27 protein-coding genes and 1 pseudogene are annotated in these 24,209 nt (G+C 42.2%); 19 read left to right on the top strand and 9 right to left on the bottom strand.

What is annotated here, in order from left to right; all coding sequences use genetic code 11:
- Positions 1 to 37: 37 nt before the first annotated feature.
- Positions 38 to 169 carry a hypothetical protein gene (locus FD974_RS09780; protein ID WP_256437833.1) on the top strand — a complete coding sequence of 44 codons (132 nt, stop codon included), beginning with the start codon at positions 38 to 40 and terminating at the stop codon, positions 167 to 169.
- A 136-nt stretch (positions 170 to 305) separates the two neighbouring features.
- Positions 306 to 842 (top strand): TIGR00645 family protein, encoded by a 537-nt coding sequence (locus FD974_RS05745; protein WP_215363237.1) that lies wholly within the window; start codon positions 306 to 308, stop codon positions 840 to 842.
- Positions 843 to 878: 36 nt separating this feature from the next.
- Here FD974_RS05745 and FD974_RS05740 read toward each other — a convergent pair whose 3' ends face one another.
- The gene (locus FD974_RS05740) at positions 879 to 1,535 is read right to left on the bottom strand and encodes a putative quorum-sensing-regulated virulence factor (RefSeq protein ID WP_215363233.1); all 657 of its coding nucleotides are present in this window, start codon (positions 1,533 to 1,535) and stop codon (positions 879 to 881) included.
- A 198-nt stretch (positions 1,536 to 1,733) separates the two neighbouring features.
- Between FD974_RS05740 and FD974_RS05735 the strand changes: the two genes are divergently transcribed.
- The 6 genes from FD974_RS05735 to FD974_RS05710 all read left to right on the top strand — a co-directional run bounded on the left by FD974_RS05735 (position 1,734) and on the right by FD974_RS05710 (position 6,568).
- Complete coding sequence (locus FD974_RS05735; protein WP_215363230.1) at positions 1,734 to 3,203, top strand: DUF4407 domain-containing protein; 1,470 nt, start codon at positions 1,734 to 1,736, stop codon at positions 3,201 to 3,203.
- Positions 3,200 to 4,075 carry a hypothetical protein gene (locus tag FD974_RS05730; protein ID WP_215363228.1) on the top strand — a complete coding sequence of 292 codons (876 nt, stop codon included), beginning with the start codon at positions 3,200 to 3,202 and terminating at the stop codon, positions 4,073 to 4,075. Before FD974_RS05735 ends, FD974_RS05730 begins: the two co-directional genes overlap by 4 nt.
- A 29-nt stretch (positions 4,076 to 4,104) precedes the next feature.
- The gene (locus FD974_RS05725) at positions 4,105 to 5,064 is read left to right on the top strand and encodes a hypothetical protein (RefSeq protein ID WP_215363226.1); all 960 of its coding nucleotides are present in this window, start codon (positions 4,105 to 4,107) and stop codon (positions 5,062 to 5,064) included.
- A gap of 280 nt (positions 5,065 to 5,344) precedes the next feature.
- The gene (locus FD974_RS05720; RefSeq protein WP_215363224.1) at positions 5,345 to 5,707 is read left to right on the top strand and encodes a hypothetical protein; all 363 of its coding nucleotides are present in this window, start codon (positions 5,345 to 5,347) and stop codon (positions 5,705 to 5,707) included.
- 80 nt (positions 5,708 to 5,787) lie between these two features.
- Complete coding sequence (locus FD974_RS05715; RefSeq protein WP_215363222.1) at positions 5,788 to 6,066, top strand: hypothetical protein; 279 nt, start codon at positions 5,788 to 5,790, stop codon at positions 6,064 to 6,066.
- A 31-nt stretch (positions 6,067 to 6,097) separates the two neighbouring features.
- Positions 6,098 to 6,568: a hypothetical protein gene (locus FD974_RS05710; protein ID WP_215363220.1), complete on the top strand. Its 471-nt coding sequence runs from the start codon at positions 6,098 to 6,100 to the stop codon at positions 6,566 to 6,568.
- A gap of 2 nt (positions 6,569 to 6,570) precedes the next feature.
- On the opposite strand, the gene FD974_RS05705 is transcribed toward FD974_RS05710, so the two are convergent.
- The 3 genes and pseudogenes from FD974_RS05705 to FD974_RS05695 all read right to left on the bottom strand — a co-directional run bounded on the left by FD974_RS05705 (position 6,571) and on the right by FD974_RS05695 (position 8,200).
- A complete protein-coding gene (locus tag FD974_RS05705) occupies positions 6,571 to 6,876 on the bottom strand; it encodes a HigA family addiction module antitoxin (protein ID WP_215363217.1) in 306 nt (101 codons plus the stop codon).
- A 33-nt stretch (positions 6,877 to 6,909) separates the two neighbouring features.
- Positions 6,910 to 7,140 (bottom strand): annotated as a pseudogene (locus tag FD974_RS09825) (type II toxin-antitoxin system RelE/ParE family toxin); the annotation flags it as partial.
- Positions 7,141 to 7,228: 88 nt separating this feature from the next.
- Positions 7,229 to 8,200, bottom strand: coding sequence for a YafY family protein (locus FD974_RS05695; RefSeq protein WP_215363214.1), 972 nt, complete (start codon positions 8,198 to 8,200; stop codon positions 7,229 to 7,231).
- 119 nt (positions 8,201 to 8,319) lie between these two features.
- Here FD974_RS05695 and FD974_RS05690 point away from each other — a divergent pair, with 119 nt between their 5' ends.
- The 3 genes from FD974_RS05690 to FD974_RS05680 are packed head-to-tail and all read left to right on the top strand — an operon-like array spanning position 8,320 to position 9,195.
- Entirely contained in the window at positions 8,320 to 8,505 is a 186-nt protein-coding gene (locus FD974_RS05690) for a hypothetical protein (protein WP_215363211.1), read from the top strand.
- Positions 8,505 to 8,873 carry a hypothetical protein gene (locus FD974_RS05685; RefSeq protein WP_215363208.1) on the top strand — a complete coding sequence of 123 codons (369 nt, stop codon included), beginning with the start codon at positions 8,505 to 8,507 and terminating at the stop codon, positions 8,871 to 8,873. The genes FD974_RS05690 and FD974_RS05685 overlap by 1 nt, the downstream gene beginning before the upstream one ends.
- Complete coding sequence (locus FD974_RS05680) at positions 8,863 to 9,195, top strand: hypothetical protein (RefSeq protein WP_215363205.1); 333 nt, start codon at positions 8,863 to 8,865, stop codon at positions 9,193 to 9,195. The genes FD974_RS05685 and FD974_RS05680 overlap by 11 nt, the downstream gene beginning before the upstream one ends.
- A gap of 32 nt (positions 9,196 to 9,227) precedes the next feature.
- On the opposite strand, the gene FD974_RS05675 is transcribed toward FD974_RS05680, so the two are convergent.
- From FD974_RS05675 to FD974_RS05665, 3 genes are read right to left on the bottom strand one after another with little or no spacing between them, the layout of a single operon-like run.
- Positions 9,228 to 9,644 carry an HAD domain-containing protein gene (locus FD974_RS05675; protein WP_215363193.1) on the bottom strand — a complete coding sequence of 139 codons (417 nt, stop codon included), beginning with the start codon at positions 9,642 to 9,644 and terminating at the stop codon, positions 9,228 to 9,230.
- 2 nt (positions 9,645 to 9,646) lie between these two features.
- Positions 9,647 to 9,964, bottom strand: coding sequence for a hypothetical protein (locus tag FD974_RS05670; protein ID WP_215363191.1), 318 nt, complete (start codon positions 9,962 to 9,964; stop codon positions 9,647 to 9,649).
- Between the two features lie 5 nt (positions 9,965 to 9,969).
- Positions 9,970 to 10,284 carry a hypothetical protein gene (locus FD974_RS05665; RefSeq protein ID WP_215363189.1) on the bottom strand — a complete coding sequence of 105 codons (315 nt, stop codon included), beginning with the start codon at positions 10,282 to 10,284 and terminating at the stop codon, positions 9,970 to 9,972.
- A 113-nt stretch (positions 10,285 to 10,397) separates the two neighbouring features.
- Here FD974_RS05665 and FD974_RS05660 point away from each other — a divergent pair, with 113 nt between their 5' ends.
- The 6 genes from FD974_RS05660 (at position 10,398) to FD974_RS05635 (ending at position 21,363) form a co-directional block, all read left to right on the top strand.
- A complete protein-coding gene (locus FD974_RS05660) occupies positions 10,398 to 10,685 on the top strand; it encodes a hypothetical protein (RefSeq protein WP_215363188.1) in 288 nt (95 codons plus the stop codon).
- A gap of 916 nt (positions 10,686 to 11,601) precedes the next feature.
- Positions 11,602 to 14,724: a type I restriction endonuclease subunit R gene (locus FD974_RS05655; protein ID WP_251374549.1), complete on the top strand. Its 3,123-nt coding sequence runs from the start codon at positions 11,602 to 11,604 to the stop codon at positions 14,722 to 14,724.
- Entirely contained in the window at positions 14,718 to 16,352 is a 1,635-nt protein-coding gene (locus FD974_RS05650; RefSeq protein WP_215363186.1) for a class I SAM-dependent DNA methyltransferase, read from the top strand. Before FD974_RS05655 ends, FD974_RS05650 begins: the two co-directional genes overlap by 7 nt.
- Positions 16,345 to 17,526 carry a restriction endonuclease subunit S gene (locus FD974_RS05645; RefSeq protein WP_215363184.1) on the top strand — a complete coding sequence of 394 codons (1,182 nt, stop codon included), beginning with the start codon at positions 16,345 to 16,347 and terminating at the stop codon, positions 17,524 to 17,526. Before FD974_RS05650 ends, FD974_RS05645 begins: the two co-directional genes overlap by 8 nt.
- Before the next feature lie 165 nt (positions 17,527 to 17,691).
- Entirely contained in the window at positions 17,692 to 19,011 is a 1,320-nt protein-coding gene (locus tag FD974_RS05640; protein WP_215363182.1) for a hypothetical protein, read from the top strand.
- 84 nt (positions 19,012 to 19,095) lie between these two features.
- Positions 19,096 to 21,363, top strand: a complete 2,268-nt coding sequence (locus FD974_RS05635) for a caspase family protein (RefSeq protein ID WP_215363180.1) — start codon at positions 19,096 to 19,098, stop codon at positions 21,361 to 21,363.
- On the opposite strand, the gene FD974_RS05630 is transcribed toward FD974_RS05635, so the two are convergent.
- Both FD974_RS05630 and FD974_RS05625 read right to left on the bottom strand, forming a co-directional pair.
- Positions 21,357 to 21,662, bottom strand: coding sequence for a hypothetical protein (locus tag FD974_RS05630; RefSeq protein WP_215363177.1), 306 nt, complete (start codon positions 21,660 to 21,662; stop codon positions 21,357 to 21,359). The two genes, FD974_RS05635 and FD974_RS05630, sit on opposite strands and share 7 nt — an antisense overlap.
- Before the next feature lie 117 nt (positions 21,663 to 21,779).
- The gene (locus FD974_RS05625; protein ID WP_215363175.1) at positions 21,780 to 22,907 is read right to left on the bottom strand and encodes a caspase family protein; all 1,128 of its coding nucleotides are present in this window, start codon (positions 22,905 to 22,907) and stop codon (positions 21,780 to 21,782) included.
- A 90-nt stretch (positions 22,908 to 22,997) separates the two neighbouring features.
- Between FD974_RS05625 and FD974_RS05620 the strand changes: the two genes are divergently transcribed.
- Both FD974_RS05620 and FD974_RS05615 read left to right on the top strand, forming a co-directional pair.
- On the top strand, positions 22,998 to 23,585 hold the full coding sequence (locus FD974_RS05620; RefSeq protein WP_215363173.1) for an RNA polymerase sigma factor: 588 nt from the start codon (positions 22,998 to 23,000) through the stop codon (positions 23,583 to 23,585).
- Between the two features lie 13 nt (positions 23,586 to 23,598).
- Positions 23,599 to 24,159, top strand: a complete 561-nt coding sequence (locus FD974_RS05615) for a hypothetical protein (RefSeq protein ID WP_215363170.1) — start codon at positions 23,599 to 23,601, stop codon at positions 24,157 to 24,159.
- Positions 24,160 to 24,209: the final 50 nt, after the last annotated feature.

Raw genomic sequence — 24,209 nt, 5'->3', positions numbered from 1 at the left:
ATTATTTATCAAGTTAATCAAAAGAAGGAGAAATCACATGGAACTACTCAACAACTTTAACGGCATCTCACTCGCAGTCATCATGGTGTTGTCCTACTGTGCGGTCTTGAAAAATACTAAGCGTATAGAACGTAAGCATGCTCAGGTATTTAGCCGCAAGTATCAGTAAGCAGAAGTGAAAAAATAGCAGTAGGCCTAGACGGGGGATAAGGAAATCACGGATTCCTTATTCCCTAGTAAAGGCGGGTCTATATAGAATCATCGTGATGTCATAGAAACATCACAAATGTCGCTAAAATGAGCGCATGAACGAACACCTCAACACCGTAGAGAAAAAATTACGCCCTTTGCCGCGCTGGATATTTATGTCCCGCTGGTTGCAAGCGCCTCTGTATATTGGCTTAATCGTTGCCCAGGGCGTTTATGTATGGCAGTTCTGGTTAGAGCTAGTCCACTTAATTAGCATGATGGCCGACAAGTCCATGACAGAAACAGCATTAATGTTGATCGTCTTGGGTCTAATCGATGTAGTGATGATCTCTAACTTATTAGTGATGGTGATTGTGGGTGGATGGGAAACCTTTGTTTCTCGCTTGGAGTTGGAGAACCATCCCGATCAGCCCGAGTGGTTATCGCATGTCAATGCAGGCGTGCTCAAGGTAAAGCTCGCAACCGCCATTATTGGTATTTCATCAATCCACTTGCTGAAGACTTTTATCAACGCAGCTTCTTATGATGAAAAAACTTTAATGTGGCAAACCTTAATTCATATTACTTTTGTGTTGTCAGCAATTGCGATTGCCTATACAGAAAAGTTGGTGGCTGCTGCCCACAAGCATTAAAAATCAAGCTAAGATTTATTTGAAGTTAAAGGCTGCTTAAGCTTGTAAGGCCTTGCGTAGATACTCAGAGACATCGGATTGGCGAAGCATCCACTGCTTATAGTCTGAAGGCACCTGGCTAATCAGTTCGCCTTTGTGTTTACCAAAAGGCATGATTGTCGGAATGCGTGCCTTTTCGGACATTTCCCATAAAGCATCTAAAGAAGATGGCTTAAGCTTCTCAATAATCTGCCCAAGAATCTTAGAACAGATCCATACATCAGCCAATGCACTATGGGCATTGCGTAGTTGCTCTCTAGCGGTTGTTCTTTCAAAATGGTAGAGCAAGGCGCTTTGCGTGTGGCTATCTAAGTCCGGCCAAAGACTGCGAGCGAGAGCAAGAGTGCAAATGCGTTTCACTTCAGGCTTACCAATAGCCTCCCAATCAAAATCAATGCTGTGACCAATAAGATATTTAGTGCCACCAGGCAGCCTAAAAGAGCTACTAGCAGGACAATTAACCAACTCTTCATCCATGATGTGATGTGTGGCTAGCGCACCTAAGCTAATGGGTTTGCCAGGGTTATAGCGCTGTACCCAAGGGTTGCCAACAGAGAGGGGATTAATAGAGGTGACGTCTAAAGAGGCGGCCTCAATAATGACAGCATCATTCTTATCGGTGGCTTCTACATCAAAAATAATGGCTTGGGGCATGGTGGATGGATCTGAATAAAGGATGAAGACTCATTGTGCACGGCTTCATTAAAGAAGGGGGCATACCAAGATTATACTGTATACTTATACAGTATTAAGTGATTGAATGGGGAAATTTATCCTCAAAAATCTAAAGCTCATCCTATGAGCCTATAGCTCGCAATACTGCATTCATCGTTACTACTTTTGGATGAATGCATGTCAACAATTCGTCAAAAACTTGTCTTTCTAACTGGTCATCGTATCGATGCTGATGCATCGGCACAAGAGATTGGTAGTCTGAGCAAGATTGGTGCAGCCATTGCATTTGCTAGCTTTCTAGCTGCGTTGCAGTTCGGTATTGCGGGTTGGTTTCTCGCGATGGATCTCAATATTCTTTTGCAAATCAGTATGGCAGTCACATTTGCCTCTATTGGCGCTGCCATCGTTCTAGTGCTCGATCGTAACTTTATATACCTAGCTGATACCCGTTACGAGACCGATAAGAAGTTGACCTACGTGTACTTAGGTATTCGTATCTTCTTAATTACGGTGATTGGATCGCTTAGCAGTCAATTTACGATGCCTTTATTTCTCAAGTCTGAGTTGGCTATTCATGCGCAGGATATGAAGGATGGTCGCTTTGCAGAAGCTAAAGAGCGCTACCAAGAAAAATATGAGCTAGCTGATAAGACGGTAGGATTAACAACTCTAGAAGCAAAAGAAGCTACTTTAAAAAAAGAGCTTACGACCTTAACGCCGGAACTGGTTCGGCAGCGAGGTCGAGTAGGGCAGTGCTTTGCTGACTACAACAAAAAAATAAAAATGACGTTTGCACCGGATTTGGATGAACATGACATCGTCAGTCTATATGCCAAAGATAAGCAAGAATGTCAGCGAATTGATGGAATCTATCGTCAGAGCTATCGAAACTATGTAGAGCCTAGAGAAGCAGAGCTTGCACGAATGGGCACTGCGATTACACAAGCGCAAGGAAATATTGATACTGCAAAAAATGAGATAGCCAAAGAGCTCGAAAAAGCCAGTAAGGTCAATGAAGCCAACATCAATGTGGCCTCCGCTGATGTTCTCTCTTCGCTAGTTCGCAATAACCCTGGCGCCTTAATGAAATACGCCTTATTGACATTGCTACAGCTTTGCTTAGAGCTCATGCCGATTTTGCTCAAGCTACAAGCTGGCCAATCACCTTTGGGTCATCGCATGGCAATCTTCGCTTATGAAAATAAAACGAGGGCATTGACGCAAGTTAATCAAAGCGCAGCTAAGCGCATTGATGCAGAAGCCCAAATTGAATTGGCTAAGCATGAACATGCATTGGTAGAAAAGGAGCAATTTGCGACTCGTCAAGAGTATGACTCGCGAGCAGTAAAGCAAAAGCTGATGCAGGACTTGGAAAATGAACATTTGCGCCAAGAGTTAGAAGAACTCAAGCGTCAAAGTAGTGCTTATCTAAGAGCGCAGCACCAGTTTACGCAGGCATTTTCACAGGCTAGTGGGCAGTTTGTGAACCGCGTAGTCATGCCAACAGTCACCACTGTAACGAAGCCTTTTGCAAGTAAGTCTGCTGAAGGGGCTACATCAGCTGATTCGAATCAAGCGGCAAATGAAAGTGCCAAAGTGTTTGATTTTGGGGGAGTGCATGGCTTGGGAGTTAAGGCCGCATCATGAAGCTGGCATTGTTAGGATTCTTGAGTCTGCTGCTTGCAGCATGCTCAAGCGCGCCTCGCTATAACAGCTACAGCGGCGCTTATGTAGGACCAGCAAAGCCTGTATATCAGCCGCAAACATATCAGGTACCCAAAAATATTTATACCAATAAAAGTACCCACACCAATAGTTACAACAAGCAAAAAAATATTCAGAAAATGGCTGCTGCTTTGGGCGCTTCCCCGCCCATTGCCACGAAACCTACTTATGCGGTTTCACAGTTTGAGCGATTAAGCTATGAAGACTTGGTGCGCTTTGAGCCTAGTTGTGATCGTCGTGTAGAGCAGATTGCTTTATTAGAAGAGCAATTACGACGTAGTCGTTTTTATACTGTTAATGGGGTAGAAGGTAATACCTACCCAGGGAAAATTAGCAAAAGCTATTACTCCTTAGCCAAGTACCGCATCTGGTCACTACGTTTTGCCTGTCAGGGATCCGAAGTTAGCCGCGACTTAATAAAAGCTGACTTTCAGATAAGTCCTAATCAGCCACCAACAGCCACGCCGCGTTGTTACTTTGAAGAAACTGTAGAGGCAAAGACTGGCTTAGTGCAAACCAATTATCTAGCGAGCGATCAAAAATCCTCCTTCAAAGAAATTTGCACCAATTTTCCATATGTGGAAGACCGGCCATTTATTCGGGTTGGCGATCAGATGAGTTTAAGTCCACGGGATATTCGAGATGGAACAACGCATTCAGCTTTACGCAAGTGGAAAGGGAACATCTATCAGATGGTCGCCAAGACAGAGATGCATTTTAACCAAGCAGTACGTTTTACTTTAGTAACCGTGAGGTCCGGAACAAATCAATGGACAGTAGTCGATAAGTTTTGAAAATCTTTTAATCAGAAGGAATAAATATTATGAAAAAGCAAATCAGCTTAAAAACAATCGCATTAGGTGGTGCTTTGGGTGTGTTGCTAAGTGCCTGCGGAACAAACCCTGTGCAGCAGGCCCAAAACCAACAGCAAGACGAGTATCGTCAGCAAAGCCGTGTAGCAAAGCAGGCCATTAGTGAGGCGCCTGATTGGATGAGTAAGCTTCCCAAGGAGTCTGGTGTCATCTATGAAAATGGCACGGCGATTAGCAGTGATTTTTCAATGGCGGATCTTAAGGCAAAGACAATGGCCTATGTGAAGATCTGTACTGGTGCTGGTGGTAAGGTACGAAGCCAAATGAAGATGTACCGTGCTGATAATGACGCTGCCTCAGTAGAAAATTCAGAGTTAACCGTGCGTAGCCTTTGTCCTGATGTAGATATCTCTGGAGTAGAGACTGTTGAAATGAAGCATGTGGCTGAGGGCAATCGTATTCGTACCTACGTCTTAGTCGCATTACCACTAGGATCAAAGAACGTTGCTAAATCTGCGAAAGATATTCAGAACAGATCAGGCGAAGCCTTTAAAGAGCTTGATGGCATCACTAAAGATACTAAAGAGCAAAGCACTTCAGCAGCGCCTAGTGCCCCTTTAGTGCAACCAGTAGCACCTGCCAAAGTAGAGCAGTTAAGTCAGGTCCCGGCGCCAACAGCTACTAGTCCCAACTCCTCAAGCAAACTTGAGGATCCGACTCCAGTTGAGCGCGCAGCAACACCTTTATCACCAGCATCGGCTAAACCTTACGTTGCCCCAGCGACGAAACTAGATGGCTCCGTATTAGAGTCAGTTAAAGCCGTAGGAAATGATGCGGTGATCGTGCAAGGTCCTAATGGTGGTGATAAGCAAGTAGGGCTTATTGGCGCAAAGAACCCAGAGTACCTTGCGCGCAGAGCTGAGGCCTTGCAAAAACCTGGCGCAGTGATTGGTCAAGTAAGTATTGAATAAGCTACATCTTCTTAATTATGTTATTTACTAATAATTCAAAATTGACAAATCTCAACAAAAGTTAGCAAGATGAAAGCTACATTAAGAGATGGCTTTGTCGATACAGTAACTTGCTTACGCTAGTAAGGTACTAAATAGGTGAGACTCTAAATGGATAATCAACAGCGATAGCCCCGCCTTCAGGTGGGTTTTTTATTGGACAGACAGACTCTAGCTCAATATTTGAGCCTCTTAATCTTGATAATTAAATCTACAGACAAATCATCTCATTGGAGGTCTTATGCGTAACTACACTTACTTGGGCGGTGCCCGCTTCAGCATTAATAATCTGTACCGTAGCCTTCGGTTTGATATTGACCGTCTAGATATGAGCTGGGTGGACGATGAAAAGCCAGAATTTACCAGGGGCCTTAGAGTAGTAGACAACGACGAAATTAATACTGTGACCGTAGATGGTGAGGATGCTGATAACCTCATCTATAGCTTAACCTACATCTATGGCAAACAAGATGGGGCAGATAACTTTAGAGCTGCTACAGATGAATACCTCAAGGTTGCTCTAGAGACTAAGGAATTCTTGGTCTCACGCCAAAAAAAAGATCCCGAAGGAAAGCCAAAAACTGAGGAGTCAGTGATTCATTAAAGAGATTTAGAAGTAAGGGCGGAGTTCATCCGAATTGCCAAGCCCAGACATTTGTCAAATTGGCTAAAGAGGAGAAGAAAATGAATTTTCAGTTAATTAATATCGAACTGCATTCTGATGAGCTAAAAAAGTTTGACCCCAAAGAACAGGGTCTTTCAGAGTATCGTTATACCGGTATCGCGATAGAGGAAGGTAGCAGGTTCTACTATTGGGCTAAAGGCGTTAGCATTGAGATTAGCGATTGGGAATATGCCAATATCAAACTTAATCCCAAGCTATATTACTTCTCAACGGCCCTCAAGCTGCATCTTCGAATAGATCGAGCGCTTGGGGCAAGCGCTACAAATACTCTAGCGTGATGTCGTTACAAAGATTAGGGAAACTACATTAATGACGCTTGACTATGACCGCTCAGGCCTCATTGCCCTGATTAAAGCCGAATTTAAGATTGATTGGCATGGTATTCATGGGGCAAACCACTGGGCTCGGGTACTGCATCATGGTAAAAACATTGGCGCCATCAGAAAGGCTGATCTATTAGTTATAGAGCTCTTTGGCTTTTTGCACGATAGCTGCAGATTAAATGATGGGCGAGATCCACAACATGGAGCGCGCGCTGCTGAATTTGCTCATGGAATTCATGGGGATTATTACAGCCTGCAGCCAAAGCAGCTAGATCAGCTTTGCTTTGCGATGACCCACCACTCGGGTGGCGAAGTATCAACTAATGCCACTATACAAACTTGCTGGGATTCAGATCGATTGGATCTTGGAAGGGTAGGGATCTTTCCATCACCCCAATATCTCTCTCAAGAGGCCAGCTTATTTATTGATCTGGCTCATGACTGGAGCATTCGTTGATATTAGGCCGCCAAAAGACCGCTAAATGATGGGATTTTAGGAAGGATCTTTTTCAGCTTGATTTCTGCATGCCATAAGTCATACTTGGACTGCATCTCAATCCAAAGCTGAGGTCCATTGCCTAAAAAAGTTCCAAGTCTGAGTGCAAGTTCTGGTGTGATGGCGCTTTTTTCTGAGAGAACTGCATGCAGGGTTTGCCTAGAGATTCCTAGGTGCCTTGAGAATTCAGTGACAGATATTCCTAGCGTAGGGAATACATCTTCTCTCAGAATGGCGCCAGGGTGGGTAGGGGATCTTTTACGCATCATTATTAATGATAGTTTTTCCAGGTTAACTCGATAAGCATTCTTTTCAAGCCACTCAAACGTAAGGCACCAGGGCCCATTGATGTGGATGCTATATCTTTTAGGCTTCCCTTCTAATCCGTGAAAGTTAAATCCAGGCACATTTAGATCGCCTAAACCTATTGCTGAATCGATTGCATCTAAGCGCCTTAGTATTCTGCCGGCTAATGATCTTTGAACTTTGCTACTTTTTCCTTCGGTAAATAACTCTTGTAAACCTTTGTGAATGAATGACTGAATTATCCATTCATTTTAATGGCGATGAAATAAGTGTAAAGCATGACCTTACATTTGTAAAGGCTTAAGAAACTCAGGTTTATTGATAGTTAGCGAAAGCTTTTTCAAGCTCCGCCTTTACTCTTGCCTTGAGACTGGCTGGCCCAACTACCTCAACGCCTGATCCATGCTTCAGAATATCCATGACTAATTCAGGATCCTGGTTGTAATCAAACTCCAGGTTGTAATAGCCCTCTTTATCAAAGCTGCCCACTTGTTGGCCATGCCAATGCTCGCCAGATACCCATCTTGCATGCTCAGGAGTAAAGCGTAGCTTAGCTCTTTGTGTAGCCTTGCCTGAGAATATGCCGTAGCTCTCTGCAAAGTGTTCCTGACATTCTTTTTCAGAAACTTCCTGAGCCTTTTTATTGGTCAACACTGCACTGCGAATGCCATCGACTGCAAAACTACGTAAGTCGTTACGCATATGACAGAAGGCATCGAGATACCAGTTCTCGCGATAGTAGATCAGGCGCTGTGGTGATATCTCTCGTTTTGTATCCTCATCCTTGCCTTTGGAGTAGTAATCAATCTCGAGGCGATTGCGTTTGAGAAGGGCGGCACCAATCTCTGAGAAGTTCTCAATGGAGTTCTTTCGTGAACCCATGCCAATAACTTTGATGCGTTTACGCAATTCTTTAGCGGAGGTTTCACTTTGACCTAGGATGCCATCAATGATGGCTGTGAGGGGTTCAATGTGTGGGCCAATCAGGCCGCCTTGATCAAGCGAGGAGAGTAGGTGCTGCATCAACACCAAGGCAGTAGCTTCTTTTTCTGAGAACCACAGACCAGGCATTTCAATTTTGTCCACCTGATCTGGATTCTCAAACTTATAACCACCATAAAAACGGTCATAAACAATCGAGGCTTTAAGGCGGCTGCGTAGGTACTCTAAATCCCGTTTGAAAGTAGCTGGAGAGATCTCAAGTTCCGATAGGAAATCCTCCCTAGGCACGCATTTACGTTGCTGAATCATGTACTTAATGCGGTGCAAACGCTCCATATCACTCATTTCAACTCCAATCCAAAGAAATCAAACATTTATCGTTTTTATAACTTTAGTTACTTTATAGCTCATTTATTGAGCTAGCGGGTCATTAACCTGATCTAAATTAACAAAAGGAGTAAAAAATGGTTAAGTTACTTGGACTATTTGTAATGTTTATCAGTGCCTATTGTCTTGAGCAGGGCAGTCTGGATTTGGGGCTCGTTCAAGCTTTCTTTATTGGTCTATTGATGTTTTTTAGCGAAGCATTGATTTCCCATGTTTCTTTTGTGCAGCGAGAAAAAGTGCGCGCCAAGTATCGGGGTCGCTAATGGACAAGCTCAATTGTTCAGTGGGGGATTTAGCCATTACCGTCCGCTGCAATCTCCCCGAAAATCAGGGAAATATTGTGCGGGTTAGAGCGCCCATCGGCATGGAAGAATGGGTAGGCTCAGAAGAGCCGCTCTTTACCTGGGAGTGTGAGATAGCAACAGAACATGGTTGGCTTGCATATAACTATGATGGCTATTTGGAGACATCAAAAGTCGGACCGGTCCCCGATAAATATCTACGCAGAATAACACCACCTCAGGGTTACCTTCTGGAGGAGTTTGCCGATAGCGAACAATTGCAGATGGATTTTCATCAAACGGAAGTATCGGAAAAAGACATCGCTAAGGAACTTGTTCATGGCGAGTAAGCTCAATTGTGAAATTGGATCTATAGCGATTACCGTCAATGCAAAATTTACGCCCAACCTCGGAAAAATTGTTAGGGTCATCGAATCTTATGGATTGATGCCTTGGCATGAAATGGAAGGTTTAGTCCAGGTGTGGCGAGTTGAAGTGCTATGCCCAGATAGTGTTTTACATTATCTCTACCCCAAGCGCCATCATTTGGAAGTTACCTTTACTGGACCCATTCCGGATTGTTATCTCAGACCCATCGTGCCACTCAGTGGTCAGTTGACATTCGACTTTTATGAGGATGCCCTCATAACAATTGAAGAGTCGGCACTTTAGGGGGTAGATCTCGTCAATGCCCTTATAGAGGGCTACTTTGCTAGCCAAGTCGTCAGAAGGGCAATTTGCTTCTCAGTAATACCAGTATTGGGGTTGCAGCGAATCAGCTCAGGACAAGGCGTAGGAAACTCCCAATAGGAATCATCTAAAGCGCACCAGTGAGCCTGGCCATATGAGTGTAAATAAGCTTGTATCTCTTGATAGCGCGGATGTTTACCAATCACAGCTGCCCCAGTTGTGCCAATGACTAATTGAGCAATGCTATTCGGTAGTAATTTGCGCAGTTTTTCAAGAGAGTGGGTAAAGCGCCAGCTAGATGAAATCACAATCCCGAGGGGTTGATTTACCAGCGCCGCCTCAAGTAGATGGACTCGGTTAAAGGGATCCTCTCCAGCAAAATGCGTGGGATGCAAAACACCATCAAAGTCGAGAAACAGAATGCGATCCATAGCTACTTTTGTGAAGGTGTATACCCAATCCGATTTCCGCTGTTATCAAAGTAGTTTGTAACACCAGTAGGCGCTTGAACCTCGTAAGCTATGCGGTTGCCTTTGTTGTCATAGACACCATTCGTAGCATTAAAGTTATTAGGGCTGTTTTCAAAATTATATGGGCTGTTTTGCCAGTTATAAGAGCTGTTATTAAAGTTACTGGGACTATTTTCAAAGTTATAGGCAGATGCGCTAAATGGCACTGCTTGAGCCAAAGCAAGCGATGAAATACTGAGGGTAAATGTAGCTACAGACAATTTAAAAATGTTATTTTTCATTTGAATTACCAACCTTTCACAGTGGGGGCTTGAGGAACCTGACGGGGAACATTAATACTGGTATTTGGCGCAGCATAGACGGGAGCAGTACTTGTACCTTGATAAGCGCCGCTAGGACTATAAAAATTAGTCTGTCCGCTATCCGTCTGAAAGGACTGCACGTTTTGACCCGTGGCGTTGTAAACATTGGTAACGCCACTGGGAGATGTTTGGCTGTAGCCACGGTAATCACCATTAGGACCATAAATGGCCTGAGCATTGACAGCGCGAAACGCTAAAGTAGCTTGAGCAATCAGCAGTAGGGTGATGAGCAATTTCATAGGAACTCCAAAAGTGTCTTAAGGAATTCAGATTAATTGCTTCAAAGCTCACCTAATGAGCTAGTAGCCCAAGACAATCAAATATTCCAATCAATTGATAAAAGAGCCCAAACGTGATCAGCGCATTCGTATTTGTGACACTGCTGCCATGGCAGGTCAATGGCCTTAGCTACCCAAGATACCCGCTACAAAAGCCGCTGTTAGTGGCAGCTGTGGTCGATAGTGCTCGCATCATTGGCCTGCCTAAGCTCAAACTGCGCGATAGTCGCGGAAATCGTTATTACGCAGAGAAAACCATCATGCAAGAGCCTATTGCGGTCATACAAGCATCATCAGATCAAATGCTCATAAGTCGGGATAGCCTTAGAAAGACTTATATTCAATCCTATGTTAGGCGCTAGCTGAGAGAGACCTCGCGACTATTTCTAGTCCTGGCAACCTTTAAGCAAGCTTATTCAGTGAATGGATGGATTTCCGTTCTATAGCTCAGTTGGTTAGAGCAGAGGACTCATAAGAAAGAAGCCCTAGGGGTCTCGTAACAAAGACCTCAATAGATTCAAGAGGTTAGTGGTAGATTAGGTAGTCAAAATTGCTTACACACCGCTTACACACCAGGGCATTTTTCATGGTGTGTAGTAAATGCGGTTTTAGTGTGGTTTTGAAGTGGTAAGCACCAGCAGCAAGGTGTGTAGTAAATGTAAAGTTTTAGGGCCCATAGCTCAGTTGGTTAGAGCAGAGGACTCATAGCGAAAGTTGTGCCTTATGCTTGGAAACTGCATAAGGGATGGTGTCAAATTCGGAGAAAGCTAAAGGTAGAAATATCCAAGCTAACGCCGAGCCAAGCTTCAGCGTGAAAGTGCTGTTGAAGGTGTAGAGACTAGACGGCACCCATCTAAGTTCAGACGTTAAGTTTGAATATGATGAAGGCATAGTCCAGGGAGTAGTGAAAGCTACACAAACCGGAATCCTTTGGTCCCAGGTTCAAGTCCTGGTGGGCCCACCAGAAAAGCAAACCCTCATCAGCAATGGTGGGGGTTTTGTCTTTTGAGCGTTACGTTAAGTAACGGTTGGAAAGAGAGGCAATTTAATTGCCCAAAACAGGCGATTGCTGACATAAAATTAACCATGGTCACAATAGCTCAATCCCCTAAAATCTGCCCTGGCTGCCGCACTCTTACGCCATTAGATCAGATGAAGAAGATTGAATCCCGAAGTAGCGGTAAGACTACAAAATCCTGGCGCTGTTTTACATGCATTAAAAGAAAAAAATCTGCAGTTCAGGTAACGAAAAAGGACCAGACCCACATATGATTCTATATGAAATTTCTAAAAGTCTCAGGTGCTTATAGACAGATGATTTTTAGCGAAGACTCCAGAGTTAAGATCCCATGCATCCTGCACTTGATGCGGCTTGGGTACGACTATCTCTCTTTAAAGAATGCTGTATGGGATGAAGAAACCAACATCTTCCCAGCCCTATTCACTAATGCCATAAGTAAAATCAACCCTGATTTGCCTGATGAGGAAGCACTACGTTTGCTTGCTGATGTCAAACTGCTGCTAGATAATGAGGATCTTGGAAAGGCCTTCTATGAGAGATTGACTGAGCAGTCTGGAATTAAGCTGATTGACTTTGAGAACTTCAATAATAATAGCTTTCATGTTGTTACAGAGCTCACCTGCAAGAACGGGGATGATGAATTCCGCCCAGATATCACGTTATTGATCAACGGCCTACCCTTAGCTTTTATTGAAGTTAAGAAGCCTAACAATCGCGAAGGCGTTCTAGCTGAGCGTAACCGCATCCTTACTCGTAGTAGGAATCCAAAGTTCCGCCGCTTCATGAATATCACGCAGTTGATGGTTTTCTCAAACAATATGGAGTACGAGGATGGATCACCGCAACCTATTGAAGGTGCGTTTTATGCAAGCCCATCTTACGATACGCCAGTGTTTAACTACTTCCGCGAAGAAGAGTCTTTGGACCTTACTCAGTTGCTGCGAGAGGAAAATGACACATTAGAAAATGAAGTTCTTCGTGATAACAATCTTAATGTCATCAAGCACAGCCCAGAATTCCTGAGTAATAAAGCGCCCGATACCCCAACCAATCGCATTTGCACATCTCTCTTTAGTCGCGATCGTCTGTCATTTGTTTTGCGTTACGCATTGGCATATGTTAATGAGAGCGATGGCCTGCAAAAGCATGTGATGCGTTATCCGCAACTCTTTGCCACTAAAGCAATTGAAAAAGCATTAGATGCTGGTGTTAAGAAAGGCATCATCTGGCACACCCAAGGTAGCGGTAAAACTGCACTTGCGTACTACAACACTCGCTTTCTAACCGATTATTTCCAGCGCAAAGGCATCATTCCCAAGTTTTACTTCATCGTAGACAGATTGGACTTATTGATCCAAGCTCAGCGTGAGCTAGCTGGCCGTGGTCTTGTTGTACACACTATTGATAGCCGGGAAGCCTTTGCGAAAGACATTAAGACATCGCAAGTTATTCACAATAACAGCGGCAAACCAGAAATCACTGTAGTCAACATTCAAAAATTTGAAGACGATCCCGATGTTGTTCATGTAGATGATTACGACTTCAATATTCAGCGTGTTTACTTCCTTGATGAAGTGCATCGCAGCTACAACCCGCAAGGTAGTTTCCTGGCTAATCTGAGTCAGTCTGATAGAAACGCAATCAAAATTGGCTTAACGGGAACACCCCTGCTTGGCGAGGACTATAACTCTAGGGCATTGTTTGGGGATTACATCCACAAGTACTATTACAACGCCTCAATCGCAGACGGTTACACGCTTCGCCTAATTCGCGAGGAAATCGCTACTAATTACAAGATTTCGCTGCAGGAAGCTCTTGCGGCAGTTCAGTTACAACAGGGTGATATCGATCGAAAACAAATTTACTCGCACCCGAAGTTTGTTGAGCCGATGCTTGACTATATTGTGCGTGATTTTGAGAAAAGTAGAAATGCACTTGGTGACTCCAGTATAGGCGGTATGGTGATTTGCGATAGCGCAGATCAGGCCAAGGAAATGCACAGAATTTTTAATGCCGTTTACGCAGAGAAAACAAATAATGCTGAAGCCGAAAGCTACTTAGCACAGACAGCAGAGAAGAATCGTGTAAAGACTGCCGCCCTAATCCTTCACGACATTGGGAGTAAGGACGAACGTAAGCAATGGGTTGAGGACTTCAAGGCTGGCAAGATTGATTTCTTGTTCGTCTACAACATGCTTTTGACTGGCTTTGATGCCAAACGTTTGAAAAAGCTGTATCTTGGACGAATCATCAAAGCACACAATCTATTGCAAGCTCTCACCCGCGTAAACCGTACATATAAAGACTTCCGCTATGGATATGTAGTTGACTTTGCGGATATCCGCAAAGAGTTTGACAAAACTAATAAAGACTACTTCAATGAGTTGCAATCAGAGCTTGGTGACGAAGTTGAGCACTATTCTAATCTGTTCAAATCAGCTGAAGAGATCACGCAAGAGATTGAAGCTATCAAGGATGTTTTGTTTGCCTTTGATATTCAAAATGCAGAGGAATTCTCTCGCCAGATCAGCCAAATTCAAGATCGTACGTCGATATTGGCGCTCAAGAATGCGCTTGCTGATGCTCGCAATCTCTACAACTTGATCCGATTGCAGGGGGAGTACGCATTACTCCAGCAGCTTGATTTCAAGAAGATCAACCAGCTTTATCGCGAAACCAGTAACCACCTAGAGTTGCTTAACCTAAAAGAAGCTCTTGAAACGGCCTCTGACACTAGTAACTTGCTAAATGTTGCGCTCGAGGATGTGATTTTCAAGTTTGCCAAGATCAAAGAGGAAGAGCTTATTCTTGCAGACAAACTTAAGAACACGCTGCGTCAAACTCGCGAAGCCATGGTAAGCAACTTTGACCAGCAAGACCCAAAATTCTTATCCTTACGCGAAGAGCTAGAGCGCCTGTTTAAGAAAAAGAAGCTGAGCGAAGTTAGCCAAGAAGAAATGACTGCCAATATAGGCGCTCTCAATGCAATACATGAGAAGGTAAAGGAGCTAAATAGGCTTAACAATCAACTGCGCCACAAGTACAAAGGCGATGCAAAGTACGCCCGCATACACAAGCGTTTGAATGAGTTTGGTGACTTTACCAAAACAGAGCGTCAGTTATTTGAAGCTCTTATAAGCGTTAAATCACAAGCGGACGATCATGTACTTCAGAACACACAGATTCTCAATAATGAAAGCTACTTTGCAAGAATGATGCAGCCAATAGTTATTGGCGAGTTTTATAATCGTCAAAATATCAAGCTAACACCAGACACAACCCACACCATTAACCATCTAGTTGTATCTGAATACATGAATGAATTTTCTGCTGGCTCTCGTGCCGGCCGCAACGATAACGCTGGAGCGCAATTTTGGTAACTCAACAATTTGAACAGCGCACTCGTGAGCTTATTGATGGCTTAAAAGCCATTTGCGCAAATTATGGCCTTGGCAATGATGGAAATGAATTTAAGATTATCACCCAAGTTTTTCTTTACAAGTTTCTAAATGATAAGTTTGCATTTGAAGCTAAAAAGATAAACCCAAAACTTGCTGATTCGGATAATTGGGAGTCTGTTATTGCTTCTATGAATCCTGATGAGTTGGAAATGCTACAAATGCAGTTAGGGCCAGATACAGCAAAGCTCAAACCAGAGCACTTCATTGCTCATTTATTTGGTCGCCAGAATACTCCAGAATTTGCAAAATTATTTGATGATACTTTGCGTGACATCGCTATTTCAAACAATGAGATTTTTGCAGTTAAAACTGATGGTGGCGCAAAAATTACTTTATTTGATCGCGTCAGCGAATTCATCACAGACCCATCTAAGCGAGATGCATTCTGCCGCGCTATCATCAACAAGTTAGGCGACTTCAGCTTTGAACGCATCTTTAATGAGAAATATGATTTCTACGCTACCCTTTTTGAATACTTGATTAAAGACTACAATAAAGATAGCGGAGGCAAGTATGCTGAATACTATACGCCACATGCCGTTGCAAAGATCATGGCTGCGATTCTTGTCCCCGAGTCTGTGCGCGGGAAAATTAATAACGTAAGTTGCTATGACCCATCAGCAGGATCTGGTACGCTATTGATGAATATTGCTCATGCAATTGGCGAACAGCGTTGTAGTATTTATTCGCAGGATATTTCACAAAAATCTTCTAGCTTGCTGCGACTAAACCTGATTCTCAATAACTTAGTTCACTCAATACCCAACATCATCCAAGGCAACACGATGTTGCACCCTTACCATCGTGATGGCAAGGAACTTAAGAAATTTGATTATATTGTTAGCAATCCACCCTTCAAGATGGATTTTTCAGACTTCCGCAACGAGCTAGATACTAAGGAGCATCAAGAACGTTTCTTTGCTGGCTTACCAAATATTCCAAAACAAGCCGTTGACAAGATGGCTATCTACCAGCTTTTCTTGCAACATATCGTTTACTCACTAAGCCCAAATGGTAAAGCGGCGGTCGTAGTTCCAACGAGTTTTATTACCGCACAGAGTGGAATTGATAAAGTTATTCGTCAGCACCTCGTTGATAACAGGATGCTGGCTGGTGTTGTATCAATGCCTAGCAATATTTTTGCAACCACCGGAACAAATGTTTCAATCCTATTTATAGATGCCTCTAACCAAGCTGATGTTGTGCTTATTGACGCCTCAAGCCTTGGCACCAAGGTCAAAGACGGAAAAAATCAGAAAACCCTACTTTCAACGGCAGAAGAAGACCGCATTATCGCAACCTTTAACTCAAAAGAAGTGGTTGAAGACTTTTCAGTAGTAGTTAAGTATGAGCAGCTCGAAGATAAAAATTACTCGTTCAGTGCTGCTCAGTACTTTGACGTAAAGATTGAATATAGCAATTTAACAATTGAGCAGTTTCACGAAAAGCTACAAGGATTTTCTAATAATCTGGAAGATTTTTTTAGGGAATCATGTGAATTGGAAGCTGATATTAAAATTCAATTGGCAAAATTGAAATATGACTAATTTAATTCCAGCTAGCGAATTCTGCCTCTCTGTATTTGATGGGACCCATGACACCCCTAAGCCGGTTAAAGAGGGTAAGTTACTAATCACCTCAAAGCATATTTCAGGAGGGGTACTTGATAGCTCTTCAGCATATTTTATTTCAGAAAAAGATTATCTATCTATACAAAAACGAAGTGCTGTTTCGCAATGGGACATTCTCTTTAGTATGATTGGCTCTGTAGGTGAAGTATATTTAGAGAAAAATCAGAGCATACCTTATGCCATAAAAAATATGGGCGTCTTTTCATGCAAAGATGAAAATAAGGCGAGATGGCTTTATTACTATCTAATTAGCCCAGCTGCAAAAACTCACGTTCAAAGATTTATTAATGGTGCTGTACAAAAATTTCTACCACTTAGTGCTTTACGAAATTTTCCGGTACCGTTATATGACGAAAGTAAAAATACTATCGTTAAAGTTTTATCAACAATTGATGAAAAAATTGAATGTAACAATCGCATCAAAGTTGAATTAGAGTCGATGGCAAAGTTCATCTACAACTTTTGGTTTGTACAGTTTGATTTTCCGGATGAGAATGGCAAGCCTTACAGAGCGTCAGGTGGTCCAATGGTGTACAACGATATATTGAAACAGAAAATTCCAGTTGGTTGGAGCAATATTGCTATTGGGGATATTTTGGAAAAGAGTCCTGCCTCAACAAAAGTATTGAGTCAAGATATTCTCAATACCGGAGAGATCCCTGTTATAGACCAGGGTCAAAGTTACATTTGTGGTTTTACAAATGAAGTTTCAGCTTTAATTCAGCCAAAAAGACCCCATATTATTTTTGGTGACCATACAAGAGTTGTAAAGTTGGTTAACTTCAATTATGCAAGAGGTGCAGATGGCACTCAGATTTTGAGCTCTTCAGACAATAGCTTTCCAAGCTATGTTTTATATCAAGCTATTGCTAATATCGATTTATCTAATTACGGATATGCAAGACATTTCAAATTCCTAAAGGAAAAAATGATTATCCTGCCTCAGGAGTCTATTTCTAGTAAGTATCAAGAAATTGCCACCCCAATATTTGAAAAAGTAAAGAATATAACTTTTGAGAATTTAGAGCTAACGAAGTTACGTGACTGGCTTTTGCCGTTGCTAATAAATGGTCAAGTAACTGCTTCGTAATAACAGAAGCATTCCTTCACATTTTCCCCCACACTTTGCCCATAAATTCCCCACAAACTCTCCATTAATCCCCACTCTTAGCCACACTTTCTTTTGGCTAAATTGACCTTAATAATTCAGCCAACTTGGTTGCTCTAGCTTAGTCTCTGAAGCTAAAGTATATGTATGGCAACTAAAAAAGAAAGTACACATCAACTCATATACCGCAACCTAACCCTCTATCAACGCGAGCATAGTGCCGTATGGCAATGTCGCTATAAGGTAGATAACAAGTGGATACGGGCTACTACCAAAGAAACCCAGCTTGATTTAGCGATTAATAAGGCTAAAGAGCTATTGGTAGAGGCGGAGATTCGTAAGCGCTCTGGCATCCCAGTCGTAACCAAACGCTTTAAAGATATCGCTATGCTGGCTATCGATAGGATGGAGCGAGACTTAAAGGGCGGCCTAGGTAAGTCAATCTACAAAGACTACATCCGCATTATTAATGAGCATTTCGTCCCCAGTCTTGGTCAACGACTCATTACCAATATCGACTACGATGCCCTGCAGCAGTACTACGATGACCGTGAAGCTAGGTATGGCTTGGCAATATCTAATAGCAACCGCAAGGCTCAAAATGCTGCATTTAATAGAGTGTTTGATGAAGCTATTGTACGGGGTTACTTAACCGAAAGTAATCGTCCTAAGTTGGATGGCAAGACCAAAGAGAGTGTGCGTCGCCCAGCATTTGAATTACATGAACTGAGAGCCCTGTTAAAGCTCCTGGGCCCATACATAGAATCAGGTAGAACTCGGGATGTACGTGAGCGCCGTGAAATACTCAGAGACTATGTGGAGATGCTGGTCGATACTGGAGCAAGGCCAGGCATTGAGTTGCTTGATATGAAATGGAAGCAAATCCGTTTCATGATGAACCCCATCAGTACAGTCACAGATCAATTGGACGAGGAGGGTGAAGTCATTGAAGTGCATAGTCTTAACCGTAGTTGTGAAATGACAGTGAAGGGTAAAACAGGGCAAAGACAGATTATTGGACGCTTGCCTAGTGTCAGAGTCTTGGAGCGTATAGCTATGCGGAATTACGGCGTGGCTAGCTCAATTCAAGATCCATTGGCGGAATTGATTAAGCCTGCTAACGATGACTGCATCTTTAGAACTAAAGAAGGCGGAGATTTAAGTGATGTTTTAAACCACATGTTTGATGGTTTCTTAGCGGATCATGGTTTGCTCATTGATCCAAAGACTAATCAAAAGCGGGTGTTCTATAGCCTACGTCATACCTATGCCACGTTAGCACTTACTCACGATATGGTGCCTATTCATACCTTAGCCAAACAGATGGGTACTAGCGTCTTAATGATAGAGCGGCACTATAGCCATTTGCAGGTGATACAGGCTATTGAGCAATTGCGTGGGGCTAATACGAGAAAGCTCATTGAGGCGGATAGTAAGGCTGCTGATAACTATCCAAGCAAGAAGTAGACTGAACGAGAGCTACGGGTGGGTTAGATTGGTAAGTAAGATGTAAGCGTTACTTAAAGTAACGCTTACAGTAATTAGAATAAAATGACCAAAATGAAGAAAGTCTTATTTCTTGTCGGATATTTTTTTTTAGGCATAACTCATGCCGCCACCCTCCCTGAGGCTGTAGATCTATTTCAGGCAAAACAATACGACAAGTCTATTCCAATATTCCAAGAGTACGCGAAAAAAGGTAACCTGAAGGCACAAAGTTATCTGGCGCGAATTTATGTAAATGGACTCGGTATAAAGCAAAATTATGATGAAGCTTTATTTTGGGCCACTAAAGCAGCCGTCAAAAATGATCCCATAAGCCAAGGAATAATGGGATACCTTTACCTGAATGGGTACGGAGGTCTTGTTAAAGATAATGTAAAAGCAATGTCTTACTATCGCAAGGCTGCAGATCAAGACAACACAATTGCTATAGATACCTATTCTCAAATAGTTCTCCAAGGACATACGAAAAAAGGCCTTGATGAAATTGAGGTTGCTCTAAAAAAGGATAAATCAGTTTCGAGTTCTTTAGTGCTTATGAATCTGTATGGTAATGGAAAATACAAGCCATCTAATTTACATAAGTCCGTTCCATATGCTTTAGAGTCAATCAGACGAGGTGCATCATCCCCAATTTGGTACATCATTGATAATTCTAAGTATCTTCAGTTTACAGATGTATTAAATGCAGCTTGGTTAAAGGCTTTATATGACCTCAAGAATCCAGAGATTGAGGATTTTCCAGATTACCAAGGTGATTTGAAAGCAGCAATAGAGTCTTTGAAGCCTGAAGAAAGTCAGGAAGTGAAAAAAATGAAATTGCCTGATTTAATAGCAAAAACAGAAAAGTTTCTTGAGGAACGCAAAAAAAAATATGGGCCAATTGAGTCTGTCGATTTGATTAATGAGGGATGGATTCAGTTTGTAGGGCAACGGGGTGAAGTAAACGAGCCTTTGGCCCAATTATTAATGGAAGAGGGTCTAAAAAAAGCAATTACCATAAGGCGGCAGAGTTTAATTAATCATGCACGTAATAATTTAGGTGTTTTATTTGGAGCTGCAGTTAACTCTAATGTTCGAAATGAAAGATTGTCCCAGGTTCATATCATTGATGGTGCTGAGAGCGAATACGGTCCAGATAATCTCATTTGGTATGTTTATGAGGGAAGGATAGATTTACCTGATGAGCAATATAGGGCTTTACTTAAAAGATATAAGGAGATGGAGGGTGAAGACCACATCCTAGAGTCATTGGGTCCATTGCCTACTAATTTGAAAAATAAGCCTACTCAGATTATTCAATATTTAATTAAAAAATATGAAGAAAATCCGAATGATCAAATTGCCGCTCAAATTGCGGATATGTATGAAGATAATTATTCGGATCCAGCGCATTTAGTAGAGGCTAGGAAGTGGTATGAGGTTCTCGAAAAATTACGGGGTGAAGATGCCAACTTAAGACTGCATCGAATGGATAAGATACTTGCTGGAAAGTATGTACAAGAAATGCCAGATATGCGTAACTCGATTGATGAGTTATTTGAACTCAAGATTTTTGCACCGCCTAATCTTCAAGCTTTAGCTCAGCCTACTATTAAGGAAGAGAGAGGGGTTTCAGGAGTTCGCAAGCCTTCTCTATATGCATTGGTAATAGGTAATTCTCAATATCAATCTGGACGACTAGGTAATTCAGTTAATGATGCAAGTCTCATGGCTGCAAAATTGAAGAGCTTTGGATTTAATGTCATCTATGCCCCTGATTTAAATCGAAAAGCATTTATGAGTACCTTAATGAATTTTTCAGAGAAGGCTAGGGATGCGGATGTAACTATTTTTTATTATTCTGGCCACGGCATGCAGCTTGGGGGTGTTAATTATCTTTTGCCTACAGATATGGATTTTAGAAGCAAGGAGGATATTGTTGCCATAGATGGAATTAGTTTAAATGACGTCATTCGCAGAAACCTTCCCGGAAGGAGCAAAATTGTTTTCTTAGACGCCTGTAGAACAAAGCCATTCAAATCCTCTACAGCCGCATTTGCCAATCACGGTTTAGCACCTATGAACGTTCCTCGGGGCACATTGATATCTTTTGCAACCAAGGATGGAGGCGTAGCATTTGATGGTCCCGAGGGAAAAAATAGTCCCTATACAGGAGCTTTAGCAACCTTGATTAGCGAAAAAGAAGATATTGCTATTCTTTTGCGTAATGTTCGCGATGACGTACTAAAAGCTACTCAAGGAAAGCAAGAGCCCTGGGAATATGGATCTCTTAGCGGCGGTAAATTAGTACTATCTAGTATCGCCACTCAATAAATGCGTGAATGCTCATCTGGCTGCTCTTCTTCTGGAGGAGGATCATATATAGCAAAGGCGCATCCAGCTATGGTGGTGATTGAAGACAGCAATGCAGGCCATTCTTTGAGCATTATGTTGAAGAATGCTAAAGCACCGGCAAATCCAACCCATAAGAATGCTGCAGCATAACCAACGAACTTTTTATGCTTTGGTGCAAATATCATTGCAATATAGACTGCGCAAAATCCTGCAATTCCTGGATTTAGAACGTATTCGAAAAAGTTTTCCGACCATCCGCCGGGGCTAGATAAGAACATGAATATTTTTGATGCCAATTTCGCCAAGAGGTTGACTAGAAACCAGCCGATAACACTAGCGAAAGGTAGAAGAATCCACCGTAACCATTTAGGTAATTTACAAATTAGATTCATGACTTACTTACTAAAATAAAAATCACCAACAAGACTGCTGTTGTACCAAGGAATTTGTCTGCCTCCAGTATCATCCGAAACCTTTTGTGAAGTCTCTTTTAGGATATCCTCAATTTTTTTATTAGGCACTTTTGCTTTGGATAAAAGCGCTGCTGTGTATGGGCTATTTCTTCCATTGCCATCGCTAGCAACCTGACCCGGCGCCGCAGAGAAAGCAATAATAGCCCCACTTGGCGCTACCATTTGCGTTAAGCCATCTGCAGCTGACCTATATTGCGAGAAGACGGGATTATTCCTACATGCATCAAGAATAAAGATTGAAGTTTTTTTATTAGCTTTAGACATTTTGGCTAGGATGTTACTGATGTCATAGCCTTGTCTTGGAATATCTTGCTCATTTTTTAGTTGGGCATCAACGGGTATCAGATAGTTAGAGCCTTTAAACTCAATACCATGGCCGGAGTAATAAATCAGACCCACATCATAAGCTGGTAAATTATCTTCAAAGTTTTTGATTGAAGATCTTAGTTCAAAAATATCAGCATTCTTTACTTCTATCACTTTAAAGCCTGCACTTTTTAAAAATGCCGTCATGTCATCCGCATCATTTACTGGATTTTTTAGTGGTCTAGATGCATAGCTTGAGTTTCCAATAACCAGTGCAATTCTTTTTTGGGCGGTATCGGTATTGGCCATCATTGGCTGGCTCGGATTGGTCTGGCCTATTGTCAATCCGATCTCCTGAAGTTCGGCCTCATAAAATTCCGGGAAAGTGCTTGGAATTTTTATCCACCCTTGGGCCAGGCTTTCACAGTTACTAATAATTGGTTTGCGATCAAAGTATTGGATCTGACGTTCTACTGGAAATTGAGGAAGTTCAACTTTTGCGTTTTGTGTAGCCTCATTCTTGATGTTTCTAAGAGTGCCCCGTTTAAAGGTATCGGGAGACTGCTTATATTGATCTACTTCGCCCTGAATCTTCTTGCATACCTCAGAGCGGATTGTTGAGCTAATGAGCAGTTGTTCACTTTGCTCTTTTGTGGGCTTGATAGCATTCCAATAAAACGCGCCTGCAGCAATTCCTACCACCACAGCAGTTGAAAGTAGGATTACTGGACCTTTTTCAGACATTCAAATTCCATTGATAAGATATTATTAGTAAGAATAACTGTAATTAATTTTATATACCAACCCTGACTTTTTACAGCCTGAGTCGTCTTTATGTTGAGTCAACTAGAAAAAGAAGCAATTTTTCATAAATTAGTGAATGGCAGCGCTATTGAAAAAAATAGTGCTATCCAACTAATTTATGAGGAATTTCAGCCGGTTATGTATAAAAAGTTGCGTTATCAGTATCAATACCTCTCTGAAAGTGAAGCCCAGGACATTGTGCAAGACGCATTTCTTAAGCTGGCTACTACCACTTCACAGCCTAAATCAGCTGAGTCTTTGGTTTCTTGGGTGATCACTATTGCAGAAAACACCGCTTTAGATCTCTTTAAGAGAGCGTATAAGAAATATGAAATTCCATTGCCAGAGGAGACAGATTTCTCTGATGATGACCCTCCTGCTTCACCCGGAAATGCTTTGGCTACGGAATTTGATGTTCAAGATTGCGTATCAAAAGGGTTGATTGTGTTTTCCCAAAAATTTCCACAAAATGCTGCGGCTATTTCTATGTCTTTAGATAACATGGCCATAGTTGAGATTGCTGAGGTTATATCTAGGACTGAGGCTGCAACTAAGCAATATATATATGAGAGTAAAAAGAAATTAGCTCCATATATCGAACATTGTCTCGAGAAATAAAAGGGGTTATCGCATGACAACTAATAATCAAAATCCCCAAGATGAGCCATTCTCAAAAGAGCAAGAGGAGGCAATTAAGCGCTCAATTGAAAATTTTGAGAAAAAATTGGGTATTACCAAAGAGACCCCGGAGTATCTCAAGCAGTCCTTTGAGCGTAAATTAACAGGCCTATCCCAACCCAAAAAATCATTTGCCGTAAGGTGGAGAGGATTTGCGGCTTCAATGGTTACAGCCTTTTCAGTCGGCATATTAATTAGTCGCTTCCTTATGATGCCGGCAACAGTCACAACAAGAGGCGTGGGGGACGATAGCCTTTCGAACCAAGCTTCATCAGCGCAAGAGTATGTTTCTTTACAAGTTCCAAATCCAAAAGAGTTTGCCTTTGAGGTTATTTCTGCTGCATTAGAGGCAGATATGGAGGTTGAAGCTACTCAAGCGGGTGGTAAATATGGCCTTTATATCAAACCATTCAAAGCCAACGCCAAGGATCAGGAGAAGGTTAAGTCCCTGTTGGGGGTAAAGCCAGAGACCGCGGGTACGGTTAATGCCACTATTGGACAGGGCAAAAAGTAGACCTTCATATAATTTACCCCCTTTAAAAGGCCCTTTTGGGGCCTTTTCTT

Origin of the sequence: Polynucleobacter sp. es-EL-1 (genome assembly GCF_018687975.1) — a bacterium.
Classification (GTDB): domain Bacteria; phylum Pseudomonadota; class Gammaproteobacteria; order Burkholderiales; family Burkholderiaceae; genus Polynucleobacter.
Note: the sequence above shows the minus strand (reverse complement) of the source record. Positions and strands in the feature narration are given on the sequence as shown.

Coding starts and splice junctions, on each gene's coding strand:
- FD974_RS09780 (WP_256437833.1), top strand. CDS start 38: ATGGAACTACTCAACAACTTTAACGGCATCTCACTCGCAGTCATCATG.
- FD974_RS05745 (WP_215363237.1), top strand. CDS start 306: ATGAACGAACACCTCAACACCGTAGAGAAAAAATTACGCCCTTTGCCG.
- FD974_RS05740 (WP_215363233.1), bottom strand. CDS start 1,535: ATGCCCCAAGCCATTATTTTTGATGTAGAAGCCACCGATAAGAATGAT.
- FD974_RS05735 (WP_215363230.1), top strand. CDS start 1,734: ATGTCAACAATTCGTCAAAAACTTGTCTTTCTAACTGGTCATCGTATC.
- FD974_RS05730 (WP_215363228.1), top strand. CDS start 3,200: ATGAAGCTGGCATTGTTAGGATTCTTGAGTCTGCTGCTTGCAGCATGC.
- FD974_RS05725 (WP_215363226.1), top strand. CDS start 4,105: ATGAAAAAGCAAATCAGCTTAAAAACAATCGCATTAGGTGGTGCTTTG.
- FD974_RS05720 (WP_215363224.1), top strand. CDS start 5,345: ATGCGTAACTACACTTACTTGGGCGGTGCCCGCTTCAGCATTAATAAT.
- FD974_RS05715 (WP_215363222.1), top strand. CDS start 5,788: ATGAATTTTCAGTTAATTAATATCGAACTGCATTCTGATGAGCTAAAA.
- FD974_RS05710 (WP_215363220.1), top strand. CDS start 6,098: ATGACGCTTGACTATGACCGCTCAGGCCTCATTGCCCTGATTAAAGCC.
- FD974_RS05705 (WP_215363217.1), bottom strand. CDS start 6,876: ATGATGCGTAAAAGATCCCCTACCCACCCTGGCGCCATTCTGAGAGAA.
- FD974_RS05695 (WP_215363214.1), bottom strand. CDS start 8,200: ATGAGTGATATGGAGCGTTTGCACCGCATTAAGTACATGATTCAGCAA.
- FD974_RS05690 (WP_215363211.1), top strand. CDS start 8,320: ATGGTTAAGTTACTTGGACTATTTGTAATGTTTATCAGTGCCTATTGT.
- FD974_RS05685 (WP_215363208.1), top strand. CDS start 8,505: ATGGACAAGCTCAATTGTTCAGTGGGGGATTTAGCCATTACCGTCCGC.
- FD974_RS05680 (WP_215363205.1), top strand. CDS start 8,863: ATGGCGAGTAAGCTCAATTGTGAAATTGGATCTATAGCGATTACCGTC.
- FD974_RS05675 (WP_215363193.1), bottom strand. CDS start 9,644: ATGGATCGCATTCTGTTTCTCGACTTTGATGGTGTTTTGCATCCCACG.
- FD974_RS05670 (WP_215363191.1), bottom strand. CDS start 9,964: ATGAAAAATAACATTTTTAAATTGTCTGTAGCTACATTTACCCTCAGT.
- FD974_RS05665 (WP_215363189.1), bottom strand. CDS start 10,284: ATGAAATTGCTCATCACCCTACTGCTGATTGCTCAAGCTACTTTAGCG.
- FD974_RS05655 (WP_251374549.1), top strand. CDS start 11,602: ATGAAATTTCTAAAAGTCTCAGGTGCTTATAGACAGATGATTTTTAGC.
- FD974_RS05645 (WP_215363184.1), top strand. CDS start 16,345: ATGACTAATTTAATTCCAGCTAGCGAATTCTGCCTCTCTGTATTTGAT.
- FD974_RS05640 (WP_215363182.1), top strand. CDS start 17,692: ATGGCAACTAAAAAAGAAAGTACACATCAACTCATATACCGCAACCTA.
- FD974_RS05635 (WP_215363180.1), top strand. CDS start 19,096: ATGACCAAAATGAAGAAAGTCTTATTTCTTGTCGGATATTTTTTTTTA.
- FD974_RS05630 (WP_215363177.1), bottom strand. CDS start 21,662: ATGTTCTTATCTAGCCCCGGCGGATGGTCGGAAAACTTTTTCGAATAC.
- FD974_RS05625 (WP_215363175.1), bottom strand. CDS start 22,907: ATGTCTGAAAAAGGTCCAGTAATCCTACTTTCAACTGCTGTGGTGGTA.
- FD974_RS05620 (WP_215363173.1), top strand. CDS start 22,998: ATGTTGAGTCAACTAGAAAAAGAAGCAATTTTTCATAAATTAGTGAAT.
- FD974_RS05615 (WP_215363170.1), top strand. CDS start 23,599: ATGACAACTAATAATCAAAATCCCCAAGATGAGCCATTCTCAAAAGAG.